The following is a 25415-nucleotide window of genomic DNA, read 5'->3' on the forward strand; positions in this document are numbered from 1 at the left end:
TATCCCAGCCTGTCCGGCGTTTGAGGTTGGGTCTGGGGCGGGCCGGAGTGCCAGACACAGCGTGAGGTGAGAGAGACAGTGACCAAGTACGGATCGTTCCCCGGAGCGCGGCCGCGGCGCCTTCGGACCACGCCCGCCATGCGGCGCATGGTCGCCCAGACGCGGCTGCATCCGGCCGACCTGATCCTGCCCGCGTTCGTGCGCGAGGGAATCAGCGAGCCCGTGGCGATCGGCGCCATGCCCGGCGTCGTCCAGCACACCCGCGACAGCCTGAAGAAGGCCGCCGTGGAGGCGATGGTGGCCGGGGTCTCCGGGATCATGCTCTTCGGAGTGCCGGAGGAGGAGAAGAAGGACGCCGCAGGGACCGTCGGCACCGATCCGGACGGGATTCTCCAGGTCGCGCTGCGCGATGTGCGCGCGGAGGTCGGCGACGACCTCATCGTCATGTCCGACCTGTGCCTGGACGAGTTCACCGATCACGGCCACTGCGGTGTCCTGGACTCCGAGGGGCGCGTCGACAACGACGCAACCCTTGAGCGGTACGCGGAGATGGCGCAGGTCCAGGCCGACGCGGGCGCCCACGTGGTGGGCCCCAGCGGCATGATGGACGGTCAGGTCGGCGTGATCCGGGACGCGTTGGACCAGGTCGGACACGAGGACGTCTCCATCCTCGCCTACACCGTGAAGTACTCGTCCGCCTTCTTCGGTCCTTTCCGCGAGGCCGTCGGTTCGTCCCTCAAGGGCGACCGCAAGACCTACCAGCAGGACCCGGCCAACGCCCGTGAGTCCCTGCGCGAGCTGGCGCTCGACCTCGAAGAGGGCGCCGACATGGTCATGGTGAAGCCCGCCGGGCCCTACCTGGACATCCTGGCCAAGGTCGCCGACGCCGTGGACGTGCCGGTCGCCGCGTACCAGATCTCCGGCGAGTACTCGATGATCGAGGCCGCCGCCGAGCGCGGCTGGATCGACCGGGACAAGGCGATCATGGAGTCGCTCACCGGTATCAAGCGTGCGGGCGCCAACATGATCCTCACGTACTGGGCCACCGAGGTGGCGCGGCAGCTCTGAGTCCCGGCTCGGGCAGCGTGCTTGACCTCAAGTTTGCTTGGGGTTTCAGGATGGTGTGCATCGCCGTTCCGGCGTTCCGACGTTCTGAGGAGCACGCCATGCACGCTGTCGTCCTGCACGAGTTCGGGCCCGCCGGGAACCTGACGTACGAGACCTGGCCCGACCCCGTCGCGGGGCCGGGCCAGGTGCGTATCGCCGTGCGCGCGGCGGGAGTTCACCACGTCGAGACCGTCATGCGGCAGGGCGCCGCGAGCGACATGGCGCCGCCGCTGCCCGAGCTGCCCGCCGTCTTCGGCGGGGAGGTCGCCGGGATCGTCGACGCCGTCGGCCCCGGGGTGGACGACACGTGGCTGGGACGGGCCGTCGTGACCCCGCGCAGCGAACCCGGCGGATACGCAGAGCTCGCCGTGGCCGATCTCGCGCAGCTGCACGAGGTGCCGGACGGGCTCGGCTTCGAGGCCGCGGTGACCATGGTGATGACCGGGGCGACGGCCATGGGGCTCCTGGACGCCGCCCGGCTCACCGCCGACGACGTGGTCCTCGTGACGTCCGCCGCCGGGGGCGTCGGACGGCTCGTGGTGCAGTACGCCCATGCGCTCGGGGCGGTCGTGATCGGTGCCGCCGGTGGGGCCCGCAAGGTGGAGGACGTCTGGGAACTCGACGCCGATCTCGCCGTCGACTACAACGAACCCGGCTGGGCGGACGTCGTGCGCGTGCGGCTCGACGGGCGTCGGGTCAGTGTCGTGCTCGACGGGGTGGGCGGCGAGAAGTCCGCCGCCGCGTTCGGACTGCTCGGCGATGGCGGGCGGTACGTGGTCATCGGCTGGTCCTCGCAGGAAGAGTTCGAGCCCGACGCGGGTGTGGTGGAGGCGCGGGGGATCACCGTCACCAATGCACTCCTCCAGCTGATCGAGCGGCCCGAGGACGGGCCCGATCATGAGCGGCGGGCCCTGGAGGGCGCCGCCAAGGGGGAGTTGGTGCCCGCGGTGCAGACGTTCCCGCTGGCGGAGGCGGCTCGCGCCCATGCGGCCATGGAGCGGCGGGAGACCACGGGGAAGGTCGTGCTCGTCCCCTAGCCGGTTTTTCAGCCCTGCTTGAGGAGTGTCACCAGGCGGGAGAAGCCGTCCGCGCCGTGGCCCTCCTCCACCGCGCGGTCCAGGACATCCTGGAAGGGCTCGAACAGATCGGTCCGCAGGCCCTGATCGGCGTACGCCCGCAGGAAGTTGGGGTAGGCCTCGCGGTTCATGGCGAGGTTGGACACGTCGGTCAGGTGCTGGTCGGTGTCGACCGCCTCCGCCGTCTCCGGCACGATCCCCTCCGTCATCGCCACGACCCAGTCCCTGAGCAGCGGCGCGAACGCGCGGGCCGGGATGCCTTCGCTGCCGATCAGCGCGTACGCCTGCGCCACGCCCATCGCCATCCCGTACATGCCGGTGAGCAGGGAGAGGTCGTACAGGGCGGCGAGGCCGGGGTCCTCGCCGACCCACTTGGTGTCCGCGAGCGCCTGGAGCGTGGGGCGGTGGGTCTCGTAGGCGGCCTCGTCGCTGCCGCTGTAGAGGATGTACGCGCCGGGCGTCGCGATCATCTGCGGTACGGCCATGATGCCGCCGTCGATGTACGTGATGCCGTGCGCCGCCGCCCAGGCTGCCAACTCCCGTGCCTGGGCGGGCGTTCCGTTCGTGAGGTTCACGAGGGTGCGGCCCGCGAGGGACTCCGCCTCCGGGGTGAGGAGGGTGCGGACGTCGGTGTTGGTGGTGAGGCAGACGATGGTGAGGGGGCTCGCGGTGACGGCGTCCCTCACCGTGGCCGCGGGGGTGGCCCCCTGGGCGGCCAGGGGGCCCGTCTTGGACGCGGTGCGGTTCCAGACCGTGGTGGGGTGGCCCGCCTTGATGAGCGCGGAGGCCAGGGCGGTGCCCATGAGGCCGAGGCCGAGGACGGTCACGGGGGACTGGGCGGGCTGAGCGGGCTGTGCGGGCATGGTTGTGGGACTCCGATCGGAGGCGTCTGGTGGGAACGCCTCCGATCCTTCTCGTGTACGGAGAAGCGGACAAGTACCGACTTTTTTGTGCGTACTTACCCGGAGGTTGGTGAGGGAGTCCCGGCGGGGCCAGGCACGTCGGTCACCACATCAGGGCGTCAGACGCCGAGGTCTGCCAGTACGTGACGAACGCCGAGCTGTCCACGTACACCCCGCCCGACGGGAGCTTCGCCGCCGCCGGAGCGCCCACGCTGCCGTTCGCCGCGCGGTTGGAGAACAGGACATCCAGGCTGTGGGCCTGATAGCCGTTCGAGCCCTCCGGCGACGACGTGCCGATGCCCGCGTACGCGCTCTGGCCCGGCTCCAGCGTGACGACCGCCTGCGGCGTGCTGTCCTCCAGCCACTGCGTGGGGGCCTGCGCCTCATCGAAGCGGAGGAACGGCGCGCTGTACGCGTAACACGTCTTCGTACCCGTGTTCTTGGCCTTCAGGAGCAGGTGGTTGACGGGCCGGCTGACCTCCTTGACGGTGACCTTCGTGGTGGCGGCGGAGCAGGTGACCGGCGCGGCCTTGGCGGCGGGCGTCGCGGCCGACGCGGCGCTGCCGAGCGCGGTGAGCGAGAGAGCGGCGGTGAGGGCCGCGGCGGCGGCGGTGGCCTTGGTGCTGAATCGCATGGCTGGTCTCTTTCGGTGTGACGGGGGCGACGTGAGTCGCGACCAAAGGCTTCTGGACGCGGCGTGCTTGTATGACCCAGAGCTTGTGCGGGGTTCTGTCCCGGCGGCCAGCGTGGAACGGCAGCGGGGGACGCTGGGACGTTCGTACGGCTGTGATCTGCGATAACTCCGTTCCATGGAACGGATGAACGGGATGGAGAAAGCGTGGGGGCGGGCGATCTCGCGGAACTGCTGCGGGAGTTGAAGGAGAGGTCGGGGCTCAGTTACGGAGCCCTTGCCAAGCGATTGCACGTGTCGACCTCGACGCTGCACCGCTATGTCAGCGGGTCGGCCGTACCGACGGAGTTCGCTCCGCTGGAGCGGTTTGCCCGGGTCTGCGGGGCATCCCGGCAGGAGATGGTCGAGGTCCACCGGCGGTGGATCCTGGCCGACGCGACGAGAGGCGAGCGCGACCGCAAGGATGCGGAGTCCTCGCCCGGCGCGGCATCCGCTGACGCGGGCGGGGCGTCCGTCGGGGGCTCGGCGTCCGGGGGCTTGGCTTCTGGTGGCTCGGCTTCCGGTGGGTCGGGGTCTGGCGCTGCGGGGTCCGGCGCCCCGGCTTCTGGTGGCTCGCACCCCGGCGCTCCTGCCCGCGGCGAGTCGGCTGCCGTCGAGCCCGGCGCCAAGGGTTCCCGTGACGGAAGCTCCCGCGCCGGGACCCCCGGCGACGAAAGCTCCCCCGAGGGTGACCCCGGCGACGCCGGTACCAAGGACGAAGCCCCCGGCATCGTCATCGGCTCCGCCCCCGCGGCGACTGCGCGGCGCGAGGGGCGGAGGCTGCCCAGGGCCCGCGTTCTCGTCGCCGCCGGTGTCGTGCTCGCGCTCGGTGCCACCGCCGTCGCCGTACAGGCCGCATCCGGCGGCGGTGACGGCAACAAGGTGGCCACCGACTCCCCGAGCGCCGACAACGGCAAGCGCGAGGGCGGCCCGGACGGCCCCGGAACCGCATCGCCCTCCGCGAAGGAGTCCGGCAAGGGCAAGGCGGACAAGGAGGCGAAGCCCTCCGGCGAACCGGACGGCAAGGGCAAGGGCAAGGGCTCCGGGGGCGAGCCGTCCGCGCCCGCAGCCGGGGGAGGCGGCGAGGGAGGCGGCGCCGACGGCGGTGTCCCGGTGACCGTCTCCACCAATGCCCACCACTGGGAGGACCCCTGTGGCCACCCCTATCTCGTCGACAAGGAGCCCGGCGCCCTCTCCCCGCCCCCCAACGAGCAGGACGCCCCCGGCTGGGCGTCCGCGAACGGCGCCGTCTCCGCCAGGGACCAGACCGTGAAGCTGGTCGTCCAGGGCACGGGCGACGACACCGTCGTCCTGGAGTCCCTGAACGTCCGCGTCGCGGGAACCAGCGCCCCGCTCGCGTGGAACAACTACAAGATGGGCTACCTCGGCGTCGGCTGCGGGGGCAACGTCCCCAAGCACAGCTTCGACGTCAACCTCGACGCGTCGGTGCCCCGCCCGGCCCCCCAGTCCGGCGGCGACAACTTCCCCTACAAGGTGAGCGCAAGCGACCCCGAGGCGTTCTACATCAACGCGACCGCCAACACCCGCTACGTACGCTGGTACTTGGAACTGGAGTGGTCGAGCGGCGTCCGCAGCGGCACGGTGCGCATCGACGACACGGGCAAGCCGTTCGCCACGAGTGGCGACAAGAGCCGCCCCGTCTACGCGTTCTCGCTCAACAGCAAGAAGTGGACGAAGACCAACCGCGACAACGACGACGTGCCGGACCCGCCTGCGTGACCTGCATGACCGGCACCGGGCGGCAGGGAACCGTCGGGCGGACCGAGCCGCGCCCGGCGGACCGAGCCATGTCCGTATCGCGAAATGACACTTGTATGCGACACGGACATGCCTAGTCTGCCTGGCAACCGAAGGAGTCGTAGATGACCGTCACCGCAGCAGCCCCCGCCGCCACCGCAGCTCCCACCCCGCCGCTCGCCGCGCGCGCCGCCTCGGTCGGGGGCTCTCCGGTACGGGAGATCCTGGCTGTCACCGCACGGCCCGAGGTCATCAACTTCGCGGGCGGACTCCCCGCTCCCGACCTCTTCGACAAGGAAGGCATCGCCGCCGCCTTCCGGGCCGTGCTCACCGAACAGCCCGAGCGGGCCCTCCAGTACTCCACGACCGAGGGCGAGCCCACCCTCCGTACCGCCATCGCCGAACGGTTCTCCGCGCGCGGGCTCGCGACCGGGGTCGACGACCTCCTCGTCACCACCGGGTCGCAGCAGGCGCTTTCGCTGCTGGCCACCGCGCTCATCGAGCCCGGCGAGACCATCCTCGTCGAGAACCCCTGCTACCTCGCCGCCCTCCAGGCCTTCGGCTTCGCGGGCGCGCAGGTGATCGCCGTGCCGGGCGACGAGGCCGGGATCGACCCCGACGCCCTCGACGAACTCGTCGCCCGCCACCGGCCCAAGCTGCTCTACACCGTGCCCACCTTCCAGAACCCCACAGGGCGCACCATGCCGGCCGACCGGCGCGCCGCGATCGCCGGCATCGCCGCGCGGCGCGGACTGTGGATCGTAGAGGACGACCCGTACGGAGAGCTGCGCTTCGAGGGCGAGCGTGCGCCGTGGATCGCCTCGTACCCCGGCGCCGAGGACCGCACGATCCTGCTCGGCAGCTTCTCCAAGGTCATGGCGCCGGGTCTGCGCCTCGGCTGGCTGCGTGCTCCTGCGGCACTGCTGCGTGCCTGCGCCATCGCCAAGCAGGCGGCGGACCTGCACACGCCGACCGTCAACCAGCTCGCCGCGGCGCGGTACTTGGCGGACAACGACCTGGACGCGCATCTCGCCCGCGTCACCGGAGCGTACCGCGAGCGGCGGGACGCGATGCTTTCGGGCCTCGCTGACGCGTTGCCGCCCGGCTCTTCCTGGATCCGGCCGGAAGGCGGCATGTTCGTCTGGGCGACGCTGCCCGAGGGGTACGACACCACTGCGTTGCTGCCGGGGGTTGTCGAGCATCTCGTTGCTTATGTGCCGGGAGCGCCGTTCTACGCCGGGGAGCCTGACGTTTCCACCCTGCGGATGTGCTTTGTGACGCAGTCCCCCGACGAGATCGCCGAGGGACTGCGGAGGCTCAGGGTCGCGTTGGTGGGTTGATCGCTGCGGGCCGTATGTGGCTGGTCGCGCAGTTCCCCGCGCCCCTGGAGCCCCTGACGGGGCTCAGAGGCGCTCAGGGGTCCTGATGCCCAGCAGGGACATTCCCTGGTGCAGGGTGCGGGCCGTGATGTCGCAGAGGAACAGGCGGTTCTCTGCGATGTCCTGCGGGGGCTTGGGCTTGATGACCGGGCACTTGTCGTAGAACGTCGTGTACAGCGAGGCCAGTTGGTAGAGGTACGCCGCCAGCTTGTGCGGTGCGTACTCCTCGGCGACCTCCGCGACCGTCTCCGCGAACTGGTCCAGGTGCAGGCCCAACGCCCGCTCGGCGTCGGCCAGTTCGAGCTCCGGGTGCGCCTTGGGAGACGCGTCTTCCGCCTTGCGCAGGATCGACTGGATACGGGCGTACGCGTACTGGAGGTACACCGACGTGTCGCCGTTCATCGACACCATCTGGTCCAGGTCGAACTTGTAGTCGCGCACCGCCGACGTCGACAGGTCCGCGTACTTCACCGCGCCGATGCCCACCTGGGCGCCGCGCTCGGCGATCTCCTCCTCGGAGAGGTCCTTGGCCTTCTCGCGCACGATGGCCGACGCCCGCTCGATCGCCTCGTCGAGGAGGTCGATGAGGCGTACGGTCTCGCCCTCACGCGTCTTGAACGGCTTGCCGTCCTTGCCGAGGACCGTGCCGAAGCCCAGCTGCACCGCCTTGACGTCCTCCGTCAGCCAGCCCGCCCTGCGCGCCGTCTCGAAGACCATCTTGAAGTGCAGGGACTGCCGCGCGTCCACCACGTACAGGAGGGTGTCCGCCTTGATGTTGAAGACGCGGTCGCGGATCGCGGAGAGGTCGGTCGCCGCGTACCCGAAGCCGCCGTCGGACTTCTGGACGATCAGCGGCGACGGGTTGCCGTCCGGGCCCTTCACGTCGTCGAAGAACACGCACAGCGCGCCGTTCGACCGGACCGCGACGCCGGACTCCTCCAGCATGCGGCAGGTCTCGGCCAGCATGTCGTTGTACCCGGACTCGCCGACGATGTCCGCGTCCTCGATCTGCACGTCCAGCTTGTTGAAGACCGAGTAGAAGTAGACCTTCGACTCGTCCACGAACCGCTGCCAGATCGCGAGGGTCTCGGGGTCGCCCGCCTGGAGGTCCACGACCCGGCGCCGGGCGCGCGTCTTGAACTCCTCGTCGGAGTCGAAGAGCACCTTCGACGCCTTGTAGACGCGGTTGAGGCTGGACATCGCCTCCTCACCCGCCTCCTCGGTGTCCGCGTCCGCCTTGTGGCCCAGCTCGTCCGGGTGCTCGATCAGGTACTGCACGAGCATGCCGAACTGGGTGCCCCAGTCGCCGATGTGGTGGCGGCTGACGACCTTCTCGCCGGTGAATTCGAGGATCTTGACGACGGAATTGCCGATCACCGAGTTCCGCAGGTGGCCGACGTGCATCTCCTTGGCCACGTTCGGCTGGGCCCAGTCGACGACCGTCGTGCCGGCCTTCTCGGCGTACGGCACGCCGAGGCGCTCGCCGTCCGCGGCGCGCGCGGCGAGGTTCTCGGTGATCGCCTTGTCGGTGACCGTGACGTTCAGGAAGCCGGGGCCCGAGACCTCGACGTCCTTGATCATGCCGTCGTCGGCGGGGAGAGCGTCCACGACCTTCGTCGCGAGCTCGCGCGGGTTCGCCTTCGCCTTCTTGGCGAGGGCCAGGATCCCGTTGGCCTGGTAGTCGGCCCGGTCGCTTCGTCGCAGCAGCGGGTCGGCGGCGCCGGCCTCCGGCAGGGCAGCCGAGAGGGCGTCCGCGAGGCGCTGGTGGACGGAGGCGGTGAGGGACGTGACCGAGGCCATGGAGTGGATGCCGTTCTCCTCGAGGTGCAGATAGACCCGGCAAGTATCCCATGCAGAGAAAAGCGGTTTTCGCGGTTGAGGGTCGAGCTGGGAGAATGGCCGCGACAGCGGTACTCACGTAGAAGAAGATCAGAAGAAGAGAGGCGTGCCGATCGTGGCTCAGAGCACCGATACCACCGACTGGGTCTCCCGCTATGCGGACGAGGTCATCTCCGAGTCGGAGCGTCGTGCCCCGGGCAAACCGGTCGTCGTCGCCTCCGGGCTCTCCCCGTCGGGCCCGATCCACCTGGGCAACCTCCGCGAGGTCATGACCCCGCACCTGGTCGCGGACGAGGTCCGGCGGCGCGGGCACGAGGTCAGGCACCTGATCTCCTGGGACGACTACGACCGGTACCGCAAGGTCCCGGCCGGCGTCCCCGGCATCGACGAGTCCTGGGCCCAGCACATCGGCAAGCCCCTCACCTCCGTGCCCGCCCCGGCCGGTTCCGCGTACGCGAACTGGGCCGAGCACTTCAAGGCGGCCATGACCGAGGCGCTCGCCGAGCTCGGCGTGGAGTACGACGGGATCAGCCAGACCGAGCAGTACACCTCGGGCGTCTACCGCGAGCAGGTCCTGCACGCGATGAAGCACCGCGGTGACATCGACGCGATCCTCGACCAGTACCGGACCAAGAAGGCGCCCGGCAAGAAGCAGTCGCAGAAGCCGGTCGACGAGGCCGAGCTCGAAGCCGCCGAGGGATCGGGCGCCGCGAGCGAGGACGACGGCAGCGGCGGCTCCAGCGGGTACTTCCCGTACAAGCCGTACTGCGGCGCGTGCCAGAAGGACCTGACCACGGTCACGTCGTACGACGACGAGAGCACCGAGCTCTCGTACGTCTGCGCCGAGTGCGGGCACAGCGAGACGGTCCACCTGAGCGAGTTCAACCGCGGCAAGCTGGTCTGGAAGGTCGACTGGCCCATGCGCTGGGCGTACGAGGGCGTCATCTTCGAGCCGAGCGGCGTGGACCACTCGTCTCCGGGGTCGTCCTTCGTGGTCGGCGGGCAGATCGTGCGCGAGATCTTCGACGGCGTGCAGCCGATCGGTCCGATGTACGCGTTCGTCGGCATCTCCGGCATGGCGAAGATGTCGTCCTCCAAGGGCGGTGTGCCGACCCCGGCCGACGCCCTGAAGATCATGGAGGCACCGCTGCTCCGCTGGCTGTACGCCCGCCGCAAGCCGAACCAGTCCTTCAAGATCGCCTTCGACCAGGAGATCCAGCGGCTCTACGACGAGTGGGACAAGCTCGACGCGAAGGTCGCCGACGGCTCCGCGCTGCCCGCCGACGCCGCCGCGCACTCGCGTGCGGTGCGCACGGCCGCCGGTGAGCTGCCTTCGACGCCGCGTCCGCTTCCGTACCGGACGCTCGCGTCCGTCGCGGACGTCACGGCGGGCGCGGAGGACCAGACCCTGCGGATCTTGCGCGACCTGGACCCGTCGGACCCGATCTCGTCTCTCGACGAGGCACGGCCCCGGCTCGACCGCGCCGAGAACTGGATCACCACCCAGGTCCCGGCCGACGCCCGCACGATCGTGCGCGCGGAGCCGGACGTGGAGCTGCTGTCCTCGCTGGACGAGGAGGGGCGTGAGTCGCTGCGGCTGCTCCTTGAGGGCCTGGACTCGCACTGGTCCCTCGACGGGCTCACGCACCTGGTGTACGGCGTGCCGAAGGTGCAGGCAGGGTTCTCGGCGGACGCCACGGCGAAGGAACTCCCGCCGGAGATCAAGGTCGCCCAGCGGTCCTTCTTCGCCCTCCTGTACCGGCTCCTCGTGACCCGCGAGACGGGGCCGCGACTGCCCACGCTGTTGCTCGCCGTGGGCGCGGAGCGGGTGCGGAAGCTCTTGGGGGCGTAGCGGTACGTAGATGGGGGCGCCGTCCAGTTTGTCTGGGCGGCGCCCCCTTCGCGTGCCGTGGACTGAACCGCCGCTTCGCGGCGGAGTTCTCCCGCCCACCCACCCGTTACCCTGCGGACAATCGGCTGGGTAGGGCGGCCTGTTCGGGCGGGTGGGACTGCGGGGTAACGGGTGGGTGGGTGGGAGACATCTGCCGCGAAGCGGCGGGCTTGTGCAGGGTGCGACTGGGGGCTGCGCTCGTGAGGTGGGCGGGTTTGTGCAGGGTGCGGCGGGGGCTGTGCTCGTGAGGTGGGCGGGCTTGTGGAGGGTGCGGCGGGGGCTGTGCTCGTGAGGTGGGCGGGCTTGGAGCGGGGAGCGGCGAGGGGTGCGGTGGGGTCCTGCATCCTTTGGACTACCGGGAGATCACTCCGGGGCACGACGTGCGGCGTCGCCGGGTGCCTGATCGTGGACGTATGAAGGAAATCATCGCCATCGTCGGATGGGTCGCCGGGATTCAGGGGGCCCTTGGCGCCGGCGGGCGCATCTTCGGGGACAACCCGTGGGGCCTCTTCCACAAGTGGTGGGACATCCCCACCCCCGGATACCTCGCCCTGTTCGTCGTCGGCGCCGCCCTCGCCATCTGGGGCGAGAGCAGCAAGAAGCGGGCCCGCAGCAGCGGCTAAGCGCTGTACTCGGAGTCCAGGTCCTCCTGGTAGCGGCTGCGGAAGTCACGCAGGTACGGGCGCAGCGTGCTCTCCGCCGGAGGGCCGCCCGCCTGGCCGGTGACGCCGTACAGGTCCATCAGATACAGGCCGAACTGGCGGGCGTTGGGATAGTCCCCGAGCTCGCTCACGTACTTGCGGAACGCGGCGAAGTACGCGTCGTCGCGCGAGACGTCGTCCGGCAGACCGGACGCCTCGGGCAGCGGCCCCAGCTCCTCCGGCGCGTCCTGCGGCATCCCGGCCTCGGGAGCCTGCTCCTCGCGCTGGCCCGGAATCAGGTGCTGACCGCCGAGCGGGCGGGTGCGGCCGGGACCGGCGGGGACCTGGAACTCGGACTCGGGCCCGGAGGGGGCAGCAGCCGCCTGGCCGTGCTCGTCGAAGTACGCCTGCTGCTGCTCCAGGTAGGCCTGCTGGTCGGCATAGGCCTGCTGGTCCTGCTGGTCCGCGTACGCCTGCTGCTCCGCGTACCACTGGTCGTGCGGCTCTTCAGGAACGTACGAAGGCTGCTGGGCGGCGAACCACGGGCTCACGTGCGCACCCTCGGGCGCGGGCTGCTGCTGGCCGGGCTGTTCCTGCTGCTGCTCCTGCTGTCCGGGCTGGCCGGACTGTTCCTGCTGCCCGGACTGTTCCTGCCGCTTCTCCGGCTCCTGCTCCTGCTCGGCCCGCGGCTCCGCCACCGGCGCCGCCACCAGCTCCGGATGCTGCGACTCCGCCGCCACCGGCACCGGCGGAAGCAGCGCGGGCTCGATACCCGCCGCCGCGAGCCCCGCGGGAGCCGTCTCCGCCAGCGGAACCCCGAACCGCGCAAGGCGCAGCGGCATCAGCGACTCCACCGGGGCCTTGCGGCGCCAGGAGCGGCCGAAGCGGGCCTGCAGGCGGGCCTGATAGATCAGGCGGTCCTGCTCCAGCTTGATGACCTGCTCGTACGAACGCAGCTCCCACAGCTTCATGCGGCGCCACAGCTTGAACGTCGGCACGGGCGAGAGCAGCCAGCGCGTGAGGCGCACGCCCTCCATGTGCTTGTCGGCCGTGATGTCCGCGATCCGGCCCACCGCGTGCCGCGCCGCCTCCACGGCGACCACGAACAGGACCGGGATGACGGCGTGCATGCCCACGCCCAGCGGGTCCGGCCAGGCCGCCGCGCCGTTGAAGGCGATCGTCGCCGCCGTCAGGAGCCACGCCGTCTGGCGCAGCAGCGGGAAGGGAATCCGGATCCACGTCAGCAGCAGGTCGAGGGCCAGCAAGACGCAGATACCCGCGTCGATGCCGATCGGGAAGACCACCGAGAAGCCGCCGAAGCCCTTCTTCTCGGCCAGGTCACGCACGGCCGTGTACGACCCCGCGAAACCGATCGCGGCGATGACGACCGCACCGGCTACGACCACGCCGATGAGTATCCGGTGCGTGCGTGTCAGCTGCATCGCGGCCACCCGCGAACCCCTCCCTGTTCGGTTTGTTGCGAGCGACAGCCTGGCACACGCATGCGGAAGACAGTGTGCCGGTACGGCAGGAGCCCGGCCAACAAAGGGCCGGGCTCCACAACTTCCGCTACTTCGACGCCAGTTGTCCGAGACCTTTACGCGCGGCGCGCGCCGAGATCTCCGAGTCCCGCGTCGGCGTCCTGCGTCAGCTCTTGGGCTTGTCGCTGGACTTGGAGTCCTTCTTCGAGTCGGACTTGTCGCTGTCCGAGTCCTTCGAAGCGCCGCCGGAGCCCTCGCTCGCGCTGCCGCCCGCCTTGTTCGCGGAGACGACCTTCTCCGAGGCTTCCTTCGCGGCCTTCTCGGCGTCCTTGGACAGGTCCTTCGAGCTCGGCGCCTTGTCGCCCGCCAGGCCCGCGCCGTTGTAGTCGATCGTGACGACGGCGTTCTCCACGCGCGTCACGACCGTCTGCTGCTTGAAGTTTTCCTTGTCCTTCTTCAGGTCGTAATGCACGACCGTCGTCTGGTCGCCCATCCCGGGCACCGGCTCCGTCTTGACGCTCTTCGCGCCCTCCGTCGCCTGCGCGTCCGCGACCTGCTTGGCGAAGCTGTTCTGCGCGCGCTTGGCGCCGCTGCCCAGGGACGCGTCCGAGTCGAAGCGCATCAGCGAGACGCGGAGCCAGCGGAACTGCGAGCCGTCGACGCCGTTGTTCTCCAGGCTGTCCCACGAGCAGGTGCCGCGCGCCGACGTGTCGTCGGACGTGCCGGCCTTGCCCGACTTGTCCTTGGCCTTCGGGACGAGGTCGTCGAGCGTCTTCTTCGACAGGACCTCGCAGGGCTCGGGCAGCTTGCTGAACGCCGCCTTCTCCACGGTCGCGGCCTTGTCCTTGCCCGAGGCCGACGCGGAGGCCTTCGAGCCCGAGTCCTTCTTCGCCGCGTCCGAGTCCGAGCCGGAATCGGAGGAGCAGCCGGAGGCAATGAGGATCACCGGTACGGCGGCTGCGCAGGTGAGTATGCGGGTGAGTCGCTGTCCTTGTCGGTGCATGGTTCCTTCACTCAAGTCACTCACGACGGCTGTCGTCGGTTCGATGGGCCACGGTACGCCGTGGCCGACGCGGACGACTCCGCTTCCACGGAGCCGGTCACCCGTCCGAACCGCCGCTAATCGCTGAATTCGTCGGCAAGCTTTCCGGCCAGTTCCTGCGCCTTGTCCTGCATTTCCTTGCTGTCGGGGATGTCGGTGCGACGCCCCGGCTGCTCGTCGTACTCGACGGTCACGATGACATTCGACGTGCGGAACACCACAGTCACGGTCCGGTGCCGGGTCGCGGACGCGGCCGTGGTCAGCGCGTCGTCCAGGAAGGCCTCGTCGCCCAGGTCGTCGAGGACGCGGGGCTCCAGGCCGGGCGGCGTGACGGCCTCGGTCGGCGAGCCGCCGGAGGCACTGTCGTCCGCGTCACCCTTGCCCTTGCCGCTGCCCTTCCCACTGTCCTTGTCGTCACCCTTGCCGGACTCGTCCGCATCTGTCCCGGCGCTCTCGGACGGCTCGGTGGTCTCCGACCCCTCCTCCGGCTCCCCTTCGTCGGTCGAGGAGGTGGAGGGCTCGGGCAGGTGCGCCTTCTGGGCCTTCGACGAGTAGACCTCCGTCGCACGGGTGTCATCGCTCACAGCCGTGTCGTACGAGACGACCCGCTCGAAGTCGACGAGCAGATGGTGGGTGGCGTCCGAGGACTCCACCTTCCAGCGGCAGCCCACACGCCGGTCGGTGTCGTACGTGACGGTCGGCACGCCCTCGTACGCCTTCTCCTGCTGCTCCTCGTCCGGCATCTCCTCGATGCCGGGCAGCATCGAGTCGAGCGTGCCCGCCTCGACCTGGCTGCAGGGCTCGCGCAGCGTGCGGTACTTGCCCGGCTCGGCGGCCGCGGTCGTGCTGCCGGTCTCGCCGGGCTTCGAGTCGTCCGCCTCGCCGCCGAGCGCGCCCCCGCCCGTGCAGCCGGCGAGCAGCGCTGCGAGGAGGGCTGCGACGCCCGGTACGTAGGCCTTCCGCTGCACCGTGTGGGCTCCTTCTCGCCGGGGATATTCGGTTGCCGCTGGTGGGCGACCGGTGGACACAATGTGTATCGCACGCAATGCCGTGGACGCCGGTCCGTCATCCCTTTCGTTGACCTTGGTGCCGGTATTTGCGCTAAGAGCGCTTAGAGCCATTCGGCACGTCTGTTCAACTGCAGGCGCTACGGGCGCTACAGGCACTACGGGGGAATGAGGACGCAATGTCGTACGTGGAGGTTCCAGGGGCCAAGGTACCGATCCGGATGTGGACGGACCCGGCCTCGGTCGAGGATGTCGCACTCCAGCAGCTCCGGAACGTGGCGACGCTGCCCTGGATCAAGGGCCTGGCCGTCATGCCGGACGTCCACTACGGCAAGGGCGCGACGGTCGGCTCGGTGATCGCCATGCAGGGGGCGGTGTGCCCGGCGGCGGTCGGGGTGGACATCGGCTGCGGAATGTCGGCGGTGAAGACGTCCCTGACGGCGAATGACCTGCCGGGCGACCTGTCACGACTCCGGTCGAAGATCGAGCAGGCGATTCCGGTGGGGCGGGGGATGCATGCGGATCCGGTGGATCCGGGGAGGCTGCATGGGTTCGCCACCAGTGGGTGGGGGGACTTCTGGTCGCGGTTCGACGGGGTTGCCGACGCGGTCAAGTTCCGTCAGGAACGTGCCACGAAGCAGATGGGAACGCTCGGAGCCGGCAACCACATGGTCGAAACTTGTCTTGATGCGGACGGGGCTGTGTGGCTGATGCTGCACTCCGGGTCCCGCAACATCGGCAAGGAGCTGGCCGAGCACCACATCGGGCTGGCCCAGAAATTGCCGCACAATCAGGGCTTGGTCGACCGCGACCTTGCGGTCTTCGTCTCGGACACCCCACAGATGGCGGCATACCGGAACGACCTCTACTGGGCTCAGGAGTACGCGAAGTACAACCGCGCGATCATGATGGCTCTCCTGAAGGACGTGATCCGCAAGGAGTTCAAGAAGGCCAAGCCGACCTTCGAGCAGGAGATCTCGTGCCACCACAACTATGTGGCGGAGGAGCGGTATGGCGGGATGGACCTCTTGGTGACGCGTAAGGGCGCGATCCGTGCCGGATCCGGGGAGTACGGAATCATCCCGGGGTCCATGGGCACGAGTTCGTACATCGTGAAGGGTCTCGGTAACGAGAAGGCCTTCAATTCGGCTTCCCACGGGGCGGGTCGGCGGATGAGCCGGAACGCGGCGAAGAGGCGCTTCTCAGTGCGGGATCTGGAGGAGCAGACGCAGGGCGTGGAATGCCGCAAGGATTCGGGTGTGGTTGACGAGATCCCCGGGGCCTACAAGCCGATCGAGCAGGTCATGGAGCATCAGCGTGACCTTGTCGAGGTCGTGGCGAAGTTGAAGCAGTTCATCTGCGTGAAGGGCTGAAGTGAGGGTGGGTCCGGGCTGGCAGCAGCCCGGACCCACCACCCTCCGCGCTCTACTGGTCGTTCGCAGGCATCGGCACTCTTCCGCTGCGCAGGCGCCAGAGACGGAGGCTGCAACTCTGCTCGGTTCGACCCAGCGCTTCGGCTGCTGCACGGGGGGTGCCCTGATCCAGCAGGATCCGGTCCTCCCATTGCTTCCAACGACGGCGTTCAGGCGCGATCTTCATGTCGGGCGGGCGGACCCAGGCGCCGAGTGACGCGGCAGCTGTCTGCTTGCGCTCCAGGGCCAGACAGCCCGGGTAGTAGAGGTCTGCGGCCAGCCCCATGGCCGCTTCCTTCGTGTAGACGATGTTGTAGATGTCATCACGGGCATTGCGCTTGATGATGCGCTCAGCCCCTGTGAGCATGCGCGTGTAGCGGCACAGGTAGACCCCCACGGCGGTGCTGGCCGTGGTCAGGGAGACGAACGGGAGACCTTGCCCGGTGTAGCCGACAGCCCCGTCCGCATCGATGACGCCCCGCAGGTAGTCACGGCGTGAGAATTCGACGCGCGGTGGGGCGATCTTCTTTGACTTGCGGCCGTAGGGCAGACCGAGCTGGTTAACGGTTGTCCTGGCTTCTAGGGAGCACAGTGTCCAGGTAGCCGAGTGATGGCTTTCTGCGAAGTTCGTGGACCGGGTGCGCTCGCTGATCGTGCTGTTGTAGGGGGTCAGTCGCTGGAACTCGCGCAGGATCTGGATGTCTCGCACGTTGATCTCGACAGTGAGCCGCCCTCGGTCCCTCGATTGTTGTGAGAGATGCCCGTCGGTCTGCAAGAAGCCGAACATGTAGGCGTAATCAGGGACTTCCAGGTCCATGAAGGATGCTGGCGTGTCGACGCCGAGGGCATCGTCCAGCGTGAATTGCTGCGCGCTAGGCTCGCGTTCAGCCATGAGGAAGTGAGTCCTTCCTTGATGGTCAGGCCCCCGGCCGGGATTGCAGTCCCGGCCGGGGGCCGTTCTGTTTGCTGTTGTTGATCTGAGCCTAGGCAGGTGGAACGTCAACGGGCATGGCGATAGGACGCGTTCACCGATGTGGGTGAATCGCGTCCCGGATCCGAGGGGTTACAGCTCCCGGTGGACCTTCGTGTTCGAGGCCTGGGCGCGGGGGCGGACCACCAGGAGGTCGATGTTGACGTGGGGCGGGCGGGTTACCGCCCAGGTGATCGTGTCCGCGACGTCGTCCGCCGTGAGGGGGGCGGCCACGCCCGCGTAGACCTTCGCGGCCTTCTCCGTGTCGCCGCCGAAGCGGGTCGTGGCGAACTCCTCCGTCTTGACCATGCCGGGGGCTACCTCGATGACGCGGACCGGGGTGCCGACGATCTCCAGGCGCAGGGTTTCGGCGAGTACGTGCTCGGCGTGCTTGGCGGCCACGTAGCCGCCGCCGCCCTCGTACGTGCCGTGTCCGGCCGTGGAGGAGAGGACCACGATCGTGCCGTCCTCGCTGGCGGTGAGCGCGGGGAGCAGGGCCTGGGTGACGTTCAGGGTGCCGATGACGTTCGTCTCGTACATCTGGCGCCAGTCGGCCGGGTCGCCGGTGGCGATGGTGTCGGCGCCGAGCGCGCCGCCCGCGTTGTTGACCAGGACGGCGACCTTGCGGAAGGCGGTGGCGAACTCGTCGACGGCCGTGCGGTCGGTGATGTCGAGGGCGTACGCCATCGCGTCGTGCCCTGCAGCCGTGATCTCGGCGGCGAGGGCCTCGATGCGGTCCTTGCGGCGGGCGGTGAGGACGACGCGGTAGCCGGCGGCCGCGAGTCCGCGCGCGGTGGCGGCGCCGATGCCGCTGCTCGCGCCGGTGACGATCGCGATGCGGGTGGCGGCGGGCGCGGCGGTCATGGTTTCTCCTTGGACGTGTGTACGTTCCTGGCCTGTTCCGCCAGGATAAGTCGCCTGCCTAACGGGTTCGTGGCGCGTACATGATGACCGCCATGCCGACGAGGCAGATCAGCGCCCCCGTCACGTCCCAGCGGTCGGGCCGGTAGCCGTCGGCGACCATGCCCCAGGCGATCGATCCCGCGACGAAGACCCCGCCGTACGCGGCCAGGATGCGGCCGAACTCGGCTTCGGGCTGGAGCGTGGCCACGAAGCCGTACACGCCGAGCGCGATGACGCCCGCGCCGATCCACGCCCACCCTTTGTGCTCGCGCACTCCTTGCCAGACGAGCCAGGCGCCGCCGATCTCGAAGAGTGCGGCGAGGACGAAGAGGGCGGCGGAGCGGGCGATCATCATGGGGTGATCGTGGCAGGTGCGGGACCACTCGGGGGCGCTGGTAGCTGCGGGACCACTCGGGGGCGCTGGTACCTGCGTCGTGCGCTTTCTGTCTGGCGCAGATGTCCGGAGCCGGAAGTTCTCGGGAGGCGGTCCGTCGTGGGTCACGTGGGCAGGGAGACGAACGGTGTGCGGCGCGACGCCCTGCTGGGCCCGCCTCCCGGGGTGCGATGTCGCCGATGGTGATGTCGTAGAGGGCGTTGTCAGACCCTCGCCGTAGCGTGGCCCGTATGGAGAGATCGCCGTTGGTTGGTCCGAAGCTGGTTCCCTGGGCGGAAGGGGACTTCGAGCTGTTGGTCGCCTGCAACTCCGCGGAGATGATGGCCCACTTGGGCGGGCCCGAGACGCACGAGCAGTTGGTGTCCCGGCATCGTCGCTATCTGACCCTTGAGGAGCGGGGGCGGATGTTCCGGATAGTGGTGGACGGGGACGCCGTCGGGTCCATCGGGTACTGGGAGACCTCCTGGCAGGGGGAGTCCGCCTGGGAGACCGGGTGGAGCGTGCTGCCCGGTTATCAGGGGCGGGGCATCGCGGCGGCTGCCGCTCGGCTTGTCGTCGAGGAGGCGCGGGCCGCCGGTCGGCACCGGCGGCTGCATGCCTTTCCCTCCGCGGGCCACACGGCTTCCAACGGGGTGTGCCGCAAGGCCGGGTTCACGCCGGGGGGCGAGCACGACTTCGAGTACCCGAAGGGGAACTGGATGCGGTGCAACGACTGGAGTGTCGAACTGAGTTGAGCTGCTGAGGTGAGATGAGCCGAACTGAGCTGAGCTGAAGCGAGCTGAGGCGAGCCCGGCGTCAGCGCGGTGAGTACGCCGTCGGCGGGACGCCTACCGTCGCCGTGAAGTCCCTGATCAGGTGGGCCTGGTCGGCATAGCCGAGCGTGCAGGCCACGTCCGCCCAGTCCACATCCCCGCCCGTCTCCGCCCGTTCCAGCGCCTCGTGGATCCGGTGGCGCAGGATCATCCACTTCGGGCCGACCCCGACGTACGCCGAGAACAGCCGCTGCAGCGTCCGTACTGACATGCCCTGCGCCCGGGCGAACTCGCTGACCCGGCGGATCCCGCTGTCCGTGCGGATGCGCTCGGCCAGGGCCATGGCGAGGTCCGCCCCGGGGTCGGGCGTGGGGCCGACGGCCAGCAGGAAGGCGTCGAGCGCCGCCACGCGCGCGTGCTCCTCGTCGGGGGAGAGCACCGCGTCGAGGGCGCCGTCGGGGACCTCGGTGAACACCTCTTCGAGGGGCAGCAGGCGCCGGCCCGTCCAGGTGGACACCGGCTCTGCCGGCGCGAACGGCCGGAAGCCGCCGGGCCGGAACTTCACCCCGCAGACCCGGCCCCGCCCCTCCAGCTTCTGCGTGAAGAGGTCGAGCCCGATGCCCGCCACCTCGGCGAAGGGTTCCCGTCCGGGCAGCCGCTGGAAGACGACGTTCACGGACGGGTGCGGCACGACGTGCGAGGCGTAGGGCTCGGACAGGTCCCAGTCGATCAGCCAGTACTGCTCCACGTAGGGGCGCAGGGCGGGCGCGGCCAGGTGCCGGCGGAACCGTGCGCGGGCGAGGAGCCCGGCGGCGTCGACGATGCCCTTGGTGTCGCTGCGCGGGGCGGCGGGAGTGGCGTCGGCGTCGGCCATGGCTGGATCGTATGCCGGGGTCGGGCACGTGTCGCGTTTCTTCAAGCCCCCGGAGCACCCGCCGCCATAGCTTCGTGGCATGACTGAGAACAGCAATGCCGAGAACAGCATGACCGAGAACAGCAATGCCGAGAACAGCATTGCCGACCTTTTGAAGGTGGCCACGGCACACGCCGTCCCGGTGGTCCGCGCGATCCCGGACGACAAGCTCACCGCTCCCACGCCCTGCGCCGAGTACGACGTGAAAGCCCTGTTCAACCACCTCTTCCAGGTGACCGTCCAGTTCCAGGCGCTCGCCGCCAAGCAGAATTCCGACTTCGGCGGCGAGGCCCCCGATGTCGTCGCCGGGAGCCCCGAGTGGCGCGACCGTTTCGCAGACGAGGCCGGAAAGCTGGTCGCCGCCTGGTCCGCGCCCGGCGCCGACGAGGGCACCACGGGTGCGATGGACATGCCGGCCAGGACGGTGGGCTGCATGGTGCTGCTCGACCTGACGGTGCACGCCTGGGACCTGGCCCGCGCCACGGGCCAGGAGTACGAGGCGGCGCCCGGGAGCAGCGGCGTCGTCACCGTGCTGCGGGAAGCGGTCGCGGGTCTGGGTCCGACGGGCCGGAAGATGGGCGCCTTCGGAGAGCAGGTCGCTGTGCCCGAAGACGCTTCTGAGCTGGAGCGACTCCTGGCCGAGACGGGCCGCGACCCCGGCTGGACGCCGTAGGTCCTGCCTGCGGGGAATACCTCCTGGCCCACCACCGTTCCGCAGGTATAGTTGAAGCGTCAACAATCTGCGGAGAGTGAGTCAGCCATGCAGTCCGGATCCGGCATGCAGTTCGGGATCTTCAGCGTCGGCGACGTGACGCCGGACCCCACCACGGGCCGCACCCCCACCGAGCACGAGCGCATCAAGGCCATGGTGGCCATCGCGCTGAAGGCCGAGGAGGTCGGGCTCGACGTCTTCGCGACCGGCGAGCACCACAACCCGCCGTTCGTCCCCTCCTCGCCCACCACGATGCTCGGCTACATCGCCGCCCGCACCGACAACCTCATCCTCTCCACCTCCACCACCCTCATCACCACGAACGACCCGGTGAAGATCGCCGAGGACTTCGCGATGCTCCAGCACCTGGCCGGCGGCCGGGCGGACGTGATGATGGGCCGCGGCAACACCGGCCCGGTGTACCCGTGGTTCGGCAAGGACATCCGCGAGGGCATCAACCTCGCCGTCGAGAACTACGCGCTCCTGCGCCGCCTGTGGCACGAGGACGTCGTGACGTGGGAGGGCAAGTTCCGTACGCCGCTCCAGTCGTTCACGTCGACGCCCCGCCCGCTCGACGGCGTCGCGCCGTTCGTCTGGCACGGCTCCATCCGCTCCCCGGAGATCGCCGAGCAGGCCGCGTACTACGGAGACGGCTTCTTCCACAACAACATCTTCTGGCCGCAGGAGCACACCAAGAAGATGGTCGACCTCTACCGCCGCCGGTTCGCGCACTACGGGCACGGCACCGAGGAGCAGGCGATCGTCGGGCTCGGCGGTCAGGTGTTCATGCGGAAGAACTCCCAGGACGCGGTGAAGGAGTTCAGGCCGTACTTCGACAACGCGCCCGTCTACGGACACGGGCCCTCCCTCGAGGAGTTCACCTCGCAGACGCCGCTGACCGTCGGCTCCCCGCAGCAGGTGATCGACCGGACGCTGTCCTTCCGCGACACCGTCGGCGACTACCAGCGCCAGCTGTTCCTGATGGACCACGCGGGCCTGCCCCTCAAGACCGTCCTGGAGCAGCTGGACATCCTCGGCGAGGAGGTCGTCCCGGTCCTGCGCGAGGAGTTCGCCAAGAACCGCCCGGCGACAGTGCCGGACGCACCCACCCACGCGGCACGCGTGGCAGCCACCCGGAACCAGAAGGAGGTCGACGCATGAAGCTCGTCGTCATCTCAGCCGGACTCAGCGTCCCCTCCTCCACCCGTCTGCTGGCCGACCGGCTCGCGGCGGCCACCGGACGTCGCACGGACGCGGAGATCGAGATCGTCGAACTCCGCGATCTGGCCGTGGAGATCGCGCACAACTTCGTGACCGGTTTCCCCGGCCCGGAGCTGAGCGCGGCGGCGGAGGCGGTGAAGGGCGCGGACGGCCTGATCGTCGTCACGCCGGTCTTCTCCGCCTCGTACAGCGGTCTGTTCAAGTCGTTCTTCGACGTGCTGACCGTCCTGGACAAGGACGCGATCGCCGGTACGCCGGTCCTGATGGCGGCGACCGGTGGTACGCCGCGGCATTCGCTGGTCCTGGAGCACGCGATGCGCCCGCTGTTCGCCTACCTGCGGGCGGTGGTCGTACCGACGGCCGTGTACGCGGCGTCCGAGGACTGGGGCGCCGACGGCCTGGACGAGCGCATCGAGAGGGCTGCGGCCGAACTGGCCGGGCTGGCCGGAATCATGCGGCCCGCGCCGGTGCGGGACGAGGGGCTGATCGAGGAGCTGATCCCCTTCGAGCAGCAATTGGCGGCGCTGCGGCCGGAGTAGGCGCGGAAGCGGGGATCAGGTCTTACGGCCACACCAGGCAGTACGCCTGATGCCCCGCGTCGTGCAGCCGGTGGCTGAAGTCCTGCCATTCGTGCAGCAATTGGTAGACGTTGAACGCGTCGCGCGGGCCGCCGCGGTCGGGGACCGTGGACCAGATGAAGGCTGCGGCGCCGACCGATTCCTCGCCGACGCCGCGCAGCGGGTCGACGACCGTCATGGGGAGCTTCACGACGGCGTAGTCGGGGTGCAGGACGACCAGTTCGAGCGGGGGCACCTTGTGCAGGGGTATGCCCTCGATGCCGGTCAGGACCATCGCGGCCACCGTCTCCGGCTTGATCTTCGTGAACATGCCGCCCATGCCGAGTTCGTCACCGCCGAGCTCCTCGGGACGCATCGAGATGGGCACGCGGGCGGCGGTCGCGCCGTCCGGAGCTCCGAAGTACTTGTAGGTCACCCCACCCACCCGGCCACTCCTGGTTGCCGCCCGGTCCTGCTCCGTCTCGCCCCGTGCCACGGCCCGGGCCTCGGCCGCTTCCGCCTCGCGCCGGTGCTTGCCGATCCGCCGGGCACGCCGGGGACCCAGGTCGTCGGTCCCCTCGCCCAGTCCGCCACCGCGATGCATATCTCCACCCGACTGCTTTTCCAGGGCGCCCGCCCCTGCTTTTCTAGGCCTCGCGGCCCCCGCCGCGCAACCCGATCATCGTGTCAGTGACCTCCCCCACGGTCACCGGCTAAAACGTCGAGTGAAACACCTGTCCGCAGGATGTCCGAAGCCTCTGACACCATGGTTCATGTGAGCTTCCCGTATAGCGCCCCAGTTTCGCAGACTCTCTTCGACCGTGCGGCGGCCGTGACACCCGGCGGTGTGAACTCTCCCGTGCGCGCTTTCCGCGCTGTGGGCGGTACGCCCCGCTTCATGGTGTCCGGTACCGGTCCGTACCTGACGGACGCCGACGGCCGTGAGTACGTCGACCTCGTCTGCTCGTGGGGGCCGATGATCCTCGGCCACTCCCACCCCGATGTGATCGCCGCAGTTCAGGAGGCTGTCGCCCGCGGCACGTCCTTCGGTACGCCCGGCGAGGGCGAGGTCGCGCTCGCCGAGGAGATCGTCGCGCGCATCGAGCCCGTCGAGCAGGTGCGCCTCGTGTCCAGCGGCACCGAGGCGACGATGTCCGCGATCCGTCTCGCGCGCGGCTTCACCGGCCGAGCCAAGATCATCAAGTTCGCTGGCTGCTATCACGGTCACGTGGACGCGCTGCTCGCCGCGGCGGGCTCCGGTCTCGCCACGTTCGGGCTTCCTGACACCCCCGGCGTCACCGGCGCCCAGGCCGGCGACACGATCGTCGTTCCGTACAACGACATCGAGGCCGTGCGTGCCGCGTTCGCCGCGAACGCCGGTGAGATCGCCTGCGTCATCACCGAGGCGTCGCCGGGCAACATGGGCGTCGTACCGCCCGGTGAGGGCTTCAACCAGGCGCTCGCGGACCTGTGCAGGGAGAACGGCGCGCTGTACATCTCGGACGAGGTCATGACCGGCTTCCGTACGTCGAAGGCCGGCTGGTTCGGCGTCGACGGCGTGCGGCCCGACCTGATGACCTTCGGCAAGGTCATGGGCGGCGGCTTCCCGGCCGCCGCTTTCGGCGGTCGTGCGGACGTCATGGAGCACCTCGCCCCGGTCGGTCCCGTCTACCAGGCGGGCACCCTGTCGGGTAACCCGGTCGCGACGGCCGCGGGCCTCGCGCAGCTGCGGCTGCTCGACGACGCGGCGTACGACAAGGTCGACATCGTCTCCGGGCAGCTGCGCGCCCTGGTGACCGACGCGCTCTCCAAGGAGGGTGTCGCGCACCGGCTGCAGAACGCGTCGAACATGTTCTCCGTCTTCTTCACCGAGCGTGAGGTGCGGAACTACGACGACGCGAAGACGCAGGAGTCCTTCCGCTTCACCGCGTTCTTCCACTCGATGCTGTCGCAGGGCGTGTATCTGCCGCCGTCGGCCTTCGAGTCCTGGTTCGTTTCCACCGCCCATGACGAGCAGGCGATCGAGAAGATCGCCGCGGCCCTGCCCGCTGCGGCGCGCGCGGCCGCCGAAGCCACTGAGTCCACGGAGGCCACCGCATGAGCGCGGGCAGCGAGCTCACCGTCGTCCATGTGATGCGCCACGGCGAGGTGGAGAACCCGGAGGGCATCCTCTACGGGCGCCTTCCCGACTACCACCTCTCCGAGCTCGGGCGGCAGATGGCCGACCGGGTCGCCGAGCATCTCGCCTCGCGTGACATCACGCATGTCGTGGCCTCGCCCCTGGACCGCGCGCAGGAGACGGCGACGCCGATCGCCAAGGAGCACGGCCTGGAGCTTGCTTCGGACGCGCGGCTCATCGAGGCGGGCAACGTCTTCGAGGGCAAGACCTTCGGTGTGGGCGACGGCGCGCTGAAGAACCCGGAGAACTGGAAGCACCTGGTCAACCCCTTCAAGCCGTCCTGGGGCGAGCCGTACGTCGAGCAGGTCGTGCGGATGATGGGCGCCCTGGACGCGGCGAAGGACGCGGCCCGCGGGCACGAAGCGGTGTGCGTCAGCCATCAGCTGCCGATCTGGATCGTGCGGAGCTTCGTGGAGAAGCGGCGCCTGTGGCACGACCCGCGCAAGCGGCAGTGCACGCTCGCCTCCCTTACGACGTTCACGTACCGCGGCGACAAGATCGTCTCGGTGGGGTACGCCGAACCGGCCCGGGATCTCGTTCCCGCGCATCTCCTCGCGGGCGCCAAGCCGGTGAAGGGGAAGGCGAAGGCGTTCGGCGCATAAGCGCTCC

24 protein-coding genes are annotated in these 25415 nt (G+C 69.5%); 13 read left to right on the plus strand and 11 right to left on the minus strand.

The genetic code is table 11. From position 1 onward, the window contains the following. Window positions 1-78 precede the first annotated feature (78 nt). Both hemB and ACWFR3_RS20715 read left to right on the plus strand, forming a co-directional pair. Window positions 79-1068, plus strand: coding sequence for a porphobilinogen synthase (gene hemB, locus ACWFR3_RS20710; RefSeq protein ID WP_453736056.1), 990 nt, complete (start codon window positions 79-81; stop codon window positions 1066-1068). Between the two features lie 98 nt (window positions 1069-1166). After that, on the plus strand, window positions 1167-2144 hold the full coding sequence (locus ACWFR3_RS20715; protein WP_453736057.1) for a zinc-binding dehydrogenase: 978 nt from the start codon (window positions 1167-1169) through the stop codon (window positions 2142-2144). A gap of 8 nt (window positions 2145-2152) precedes the next feature. On the opposite strand, the gene ACWFR3_RS20720 is transcribed toward ACWFR3_RS20715, so the two are convergent. Continuing rightward, entirely contained in the window at window positions 2153-3046 is an 894-nt protein-coding gene (locus tag ACWFR3_RS20720) for an NAD(P)-dependent oxidoreductase (protein ID WP_453736058.1), read from the minus strand. A gap of 142 nt (window positions 3047-3188) precedes the next feature. Next, window positions 3189-3719, minus strand: a complete 531-nt coding sequence (locus ACWFR3_RS20725) for a DUF4232 domain-containing protein (protein WP_453736059.1) — start codon at window positions 3717-3719, stop codon at window positions 3189-3191. A gap of 204 nt (window positions 3720-3923) precedes the next feature. Here ACWFR3_RS20725 and ACWFR3_RS20730 point away from each other — a divergent pair, with 204 nt between their 5' ends. Next, a complete protein-coding gene (locus tag ACWFR3_RS20730; protein ID WP_453736060.1) occupies window positions 3924-5495 on the plus strand; it encodes a helix-turn-helix domain-containing protein in 1572 nt (523 codons plus the stop codon). Window positions 5496-5638: 143 nt separating this feature from the next. Then, window positions 5639-6853 (plus strand): aminotransferase-like domain-containing protein, encoded by a 1215-nt coding sequence (locus ACWFR3_RS20735; RefSeq protein WP_453736061.1) that lies wholly within the window; start codon window positions 5639-5641, stop codon window positions 6851-6853. Window positions 6854-6916: 63 nt separating this feature from the next. On the opposite strand, the gene argS is transcribed toward ACWFR3_RS20735, so the two are convergent. Next, entirely contained in the window at window positions 6917-8692 is a 1776-nt protein-coding gene (gene argS / locus ACWFR3_RS20740) for an arginine--tRNA ligase (protein ID WP_453736062.1), read from the minus strand. A gap of 145 nt (window positions 8693-8837) precedes the next feature. Here argS and lysS point away from each other — a divergent pair, with 145 nt between their 5' ends. Continuing rightward, window positions 8838-10583, plus strand: coding sequence for a lysine--tRNA ligase (lysS, locus tag ACWFR3_RS20745; RefSeq protein WP_453736063.1), 1746 nt, complete (start codon window positions 8838-8840; stop codon window positions 10581-10583). Window positions 10584-11035: 452 nt separating this feature from the next. Beyond that, on the plus strand, window positions 11036-11245 hold the full coding sequence (locus tag ACWFR3_RS20750) for a hypothetical protein (protein WP_453736064.1): 210 nt from the start codon (window positions 11036-11038) through the stop codon (window positions 11243-11245). Here ACWFR3_RS20750 and ACWFR3_RS20755 read toward each other — a convergent pair. The 3 genes from ACWFR3_RS20755 to ACWFR3_RS20765 form a co-directional block, all read right to left on the minus strand. Beyond that, the gene (locus ACWFR3_RS20755) at window positions 11242-12714 is read right to left on the minus strand and encodes a DUF2637 domain-containing protein (RefSeq protein WP_453736065.1); all 1473 of its coding nucleotides are present in this window, start codon (window positions 12712-12714) and stop codon (window positions 11242-11244) included. The two genes, ACWFR3_RS20750 and ACWFR3_RS20755, sit on opposite strands and share 4 nt — an antisense overlap. 196 nt (window positions 12715-12910) lie before the next feature. Further along, entirely contained in the window at window positions 12911-13747 is an 837-nt protein-coding gene (locus ACWFR3_RS20760; protein WP_453736066.1) for a DUF3558 domain-containing protein, read from the minus strand. Between the two features lie 116 nt (window positions 13748-13863). Further along, the gene (locus ACWFR3_RS20765; protein WP_453736067.1) at window positions 13864-14754 is read right to left on the minus strand and encodes a DUF3558 domain-containing protein; all 891 of its coding nucleotides are present in this window, start codon (window positions 14752-14754) and stop codon (window positions 13864-13866) included. A gap of 218 nt (window positions 14755-14972) precedes the next feature. Between ACWFR3_RS20765 and ACWFR3_RS20770 the strand changes: the two genes are divergently transcribed. After that, the gene (locus ACWFR3_RS20770) at window positions 14973-16166 is read left to right on the plus strand and encodes an RtcB family protein (protein WP_453736068.1); all 1194 of its coding nucleotides are present in this window, start codon (window positions 14973-14975) and stop codon (window positions 16164-16166) included. Window positions 16167-16218: 52 nt separating this feature from the next. On the opposite strand, the gene ACWFR3_RS20775 is transcribed toward ACWFR3_RS20770, so the two are convergent. The 3 genes from ACWFR3_RS20775 to ACWFR3_RS20785 all read right to left on the minus strand — a co-directional run bounded on the left by ACWFR3_RS20775 (window position 16219) and on the right by ACWFR3_RS20785 (window position 18433). After that, window positions 16219-17097: a hypothetical protein gene (locus ACWFR3_RS20775; protein WP_453736069.1), complete on the minus strand. Its 879-nt coding sequence runs from the start codon at window positions 17095-17097 to the stop codon at window positions 16219-16221. A 171-nt stretch (window positions 17098-17268) separates the two neighbouring features. After that, window positions 17269-18039: an SDR family NAD(P)-dependent oxidoreductase gene (locus tag ACWFR3_RS20780; RefSeq protein ID WP_453736070.1), complete on the minus strand. Its 771-nt coding sequence runs from the start codon at window positions 18037-18039 to the stop codon at window positions 17269-17271. A gap of 58 nt (window positions 18040-18097) precedes the next feature. Next, the gene (locus tag ACWFR3_RS20785; RefSeq protein WP_453736071.1) at window positions 18098-18433 is read right to left on the minus strand and encodes a YnfA family protein; all 336 of its coding nucleotides are present in this window, start codon (window positions 18431-18433) and stop codon (window positions 18098-18100) included. A 269-nt stretch (window positions 18434-18702) separates the two neighbouring features. Between ACWFR3_RS20785 and ACWFR3_RS20790 the strand changes: the two genes are divergently transcribed. After that, a complete protein-coding gene (locus tag ACWFR3_RS20790; protein WP_453736072.1) occupies window positions 18703-19206 on the plus strand; it encodes a GNAT family N-acetyltransferase in 504 nt (167 codons plus the stop codon). A 61-nt stretch (window positions 19207-19267) separates the two neighbouring features. Here ACWFR3_RS20790 and ACWFR3_RS20795 read toward each other — a convergent pair whose 3' ends face one another. Then, on the minus strand, window positions 19268-20098 hold the full coding sequence (locus tag ACWFR3_RS20795; protein ID WP_453736073.1) for an AraC family transcriptional regulator: 831 nt from the start codon (window positions 20096-20098) through the stop codon (window positions 19268-19270). A 79-nt stretch (window positions 20099-20177) separates the two neighbouring features. Between ACWFR3_RS20795 and ACWFR3_RS20800 the strand changes: the two genes are divergently transcribed. From ACWFR3_RS20800 to ACWFR3_RS20810, 3 genes are all read left to right on the plus strand, one after another. Continuing rightward, entirely contained in the window at window positions 20178-20810 is a 633-nt protein-coding gene (locus ACWFR3_RS20800) for a TIGR03086 family metal-binding protein (protein ID WP_453736074.1), read from the plus strand. 105 nt (window positions 20811-20915) lie between these two features. Further along, window positions 20916-22010: an LLM class flavin-dependent oxidoreductase gene (locus ACWFR3_RS20805; RefSeq protein WP_453736121.1), complete on the plus strand. Its 1095-nt coding sequence runs from the start codon at window positions 20916-20918 to the stop codon at window positions 22008-22010. After that, window positions 22007-22609 carry an FMN reductase gene (locus tag ACWFR3_RS20810; RefSeq protein WP_453736075.1) on the plus strand — a complete coding sequence of 201 codons (603 nt, stop codon included), beginning with the start codon at window positions 22007-22009 and terminating at the stop codon, window positions 22607-22609. The genes ACWFR3_RS20805 and ACWFR3_RS20810 overlap by 4 nt, the downstream gene beginning before the upstream one ends. A 22-nt stretch (window positions 22610-22631) precedes the next feature. Here ACWFR3_RS20810 and ACWFR3_RS20815 read toward each other — a convergent pair whose 3' ends face one another. After that, window positions 22632-23231: a hypothetical protein gene (locus ACWFR3_RS20815; protein ID WP_453736076.1), complete on the minus strand. Its 600-nt coding sequence runs from the start codon at window positions 23229-23231 to the stop codon at window positions 22632-22634. 162 nt (window positions 23232-23393) lie between these two features. On the opposite strand from ACWFR3_RS20815, the gene hemL reads away from it, so the two are divergent. Together hemL and ACWFR3_RS20825 are read left to right on the plus strand one after the other, a co-directional pair. After that, the gene (gene hemL, locus ACWFR3_RS20820; RefSeq protein WP_453736077.1) at window positions 23394-24728 is read left to right on the plus strand and encodes a glutamate-1-semialdehyde 2,1-aminomutase; all 1335 of its coding nucleotides are present in this window, start codon (window positions 23394-23396) and stop codon (window positions 24726-24728) included. Further along, window positions 24725-25408 carry a histidine phosphatase family protein gene (locus tag ACWFR3_RS20825; protein WP_453736078.1) on the plus strand — a complete coding sequence of 228 codons (684 nt, stop codon included), beginning with the start codon at window positions 24725-24727 and terminating at the stop codon, window positions 25406-25408. The genes hemL and ACWFR3_RS20825 overlap by 4 nt, the downstream gene beginning before the upstream one ends. Window positions 25409-25415: the final 7 nt, after the last annotated feature.

Source organism: Streptomyces sp. NPDC055189 (assembly GCF_053606765.1).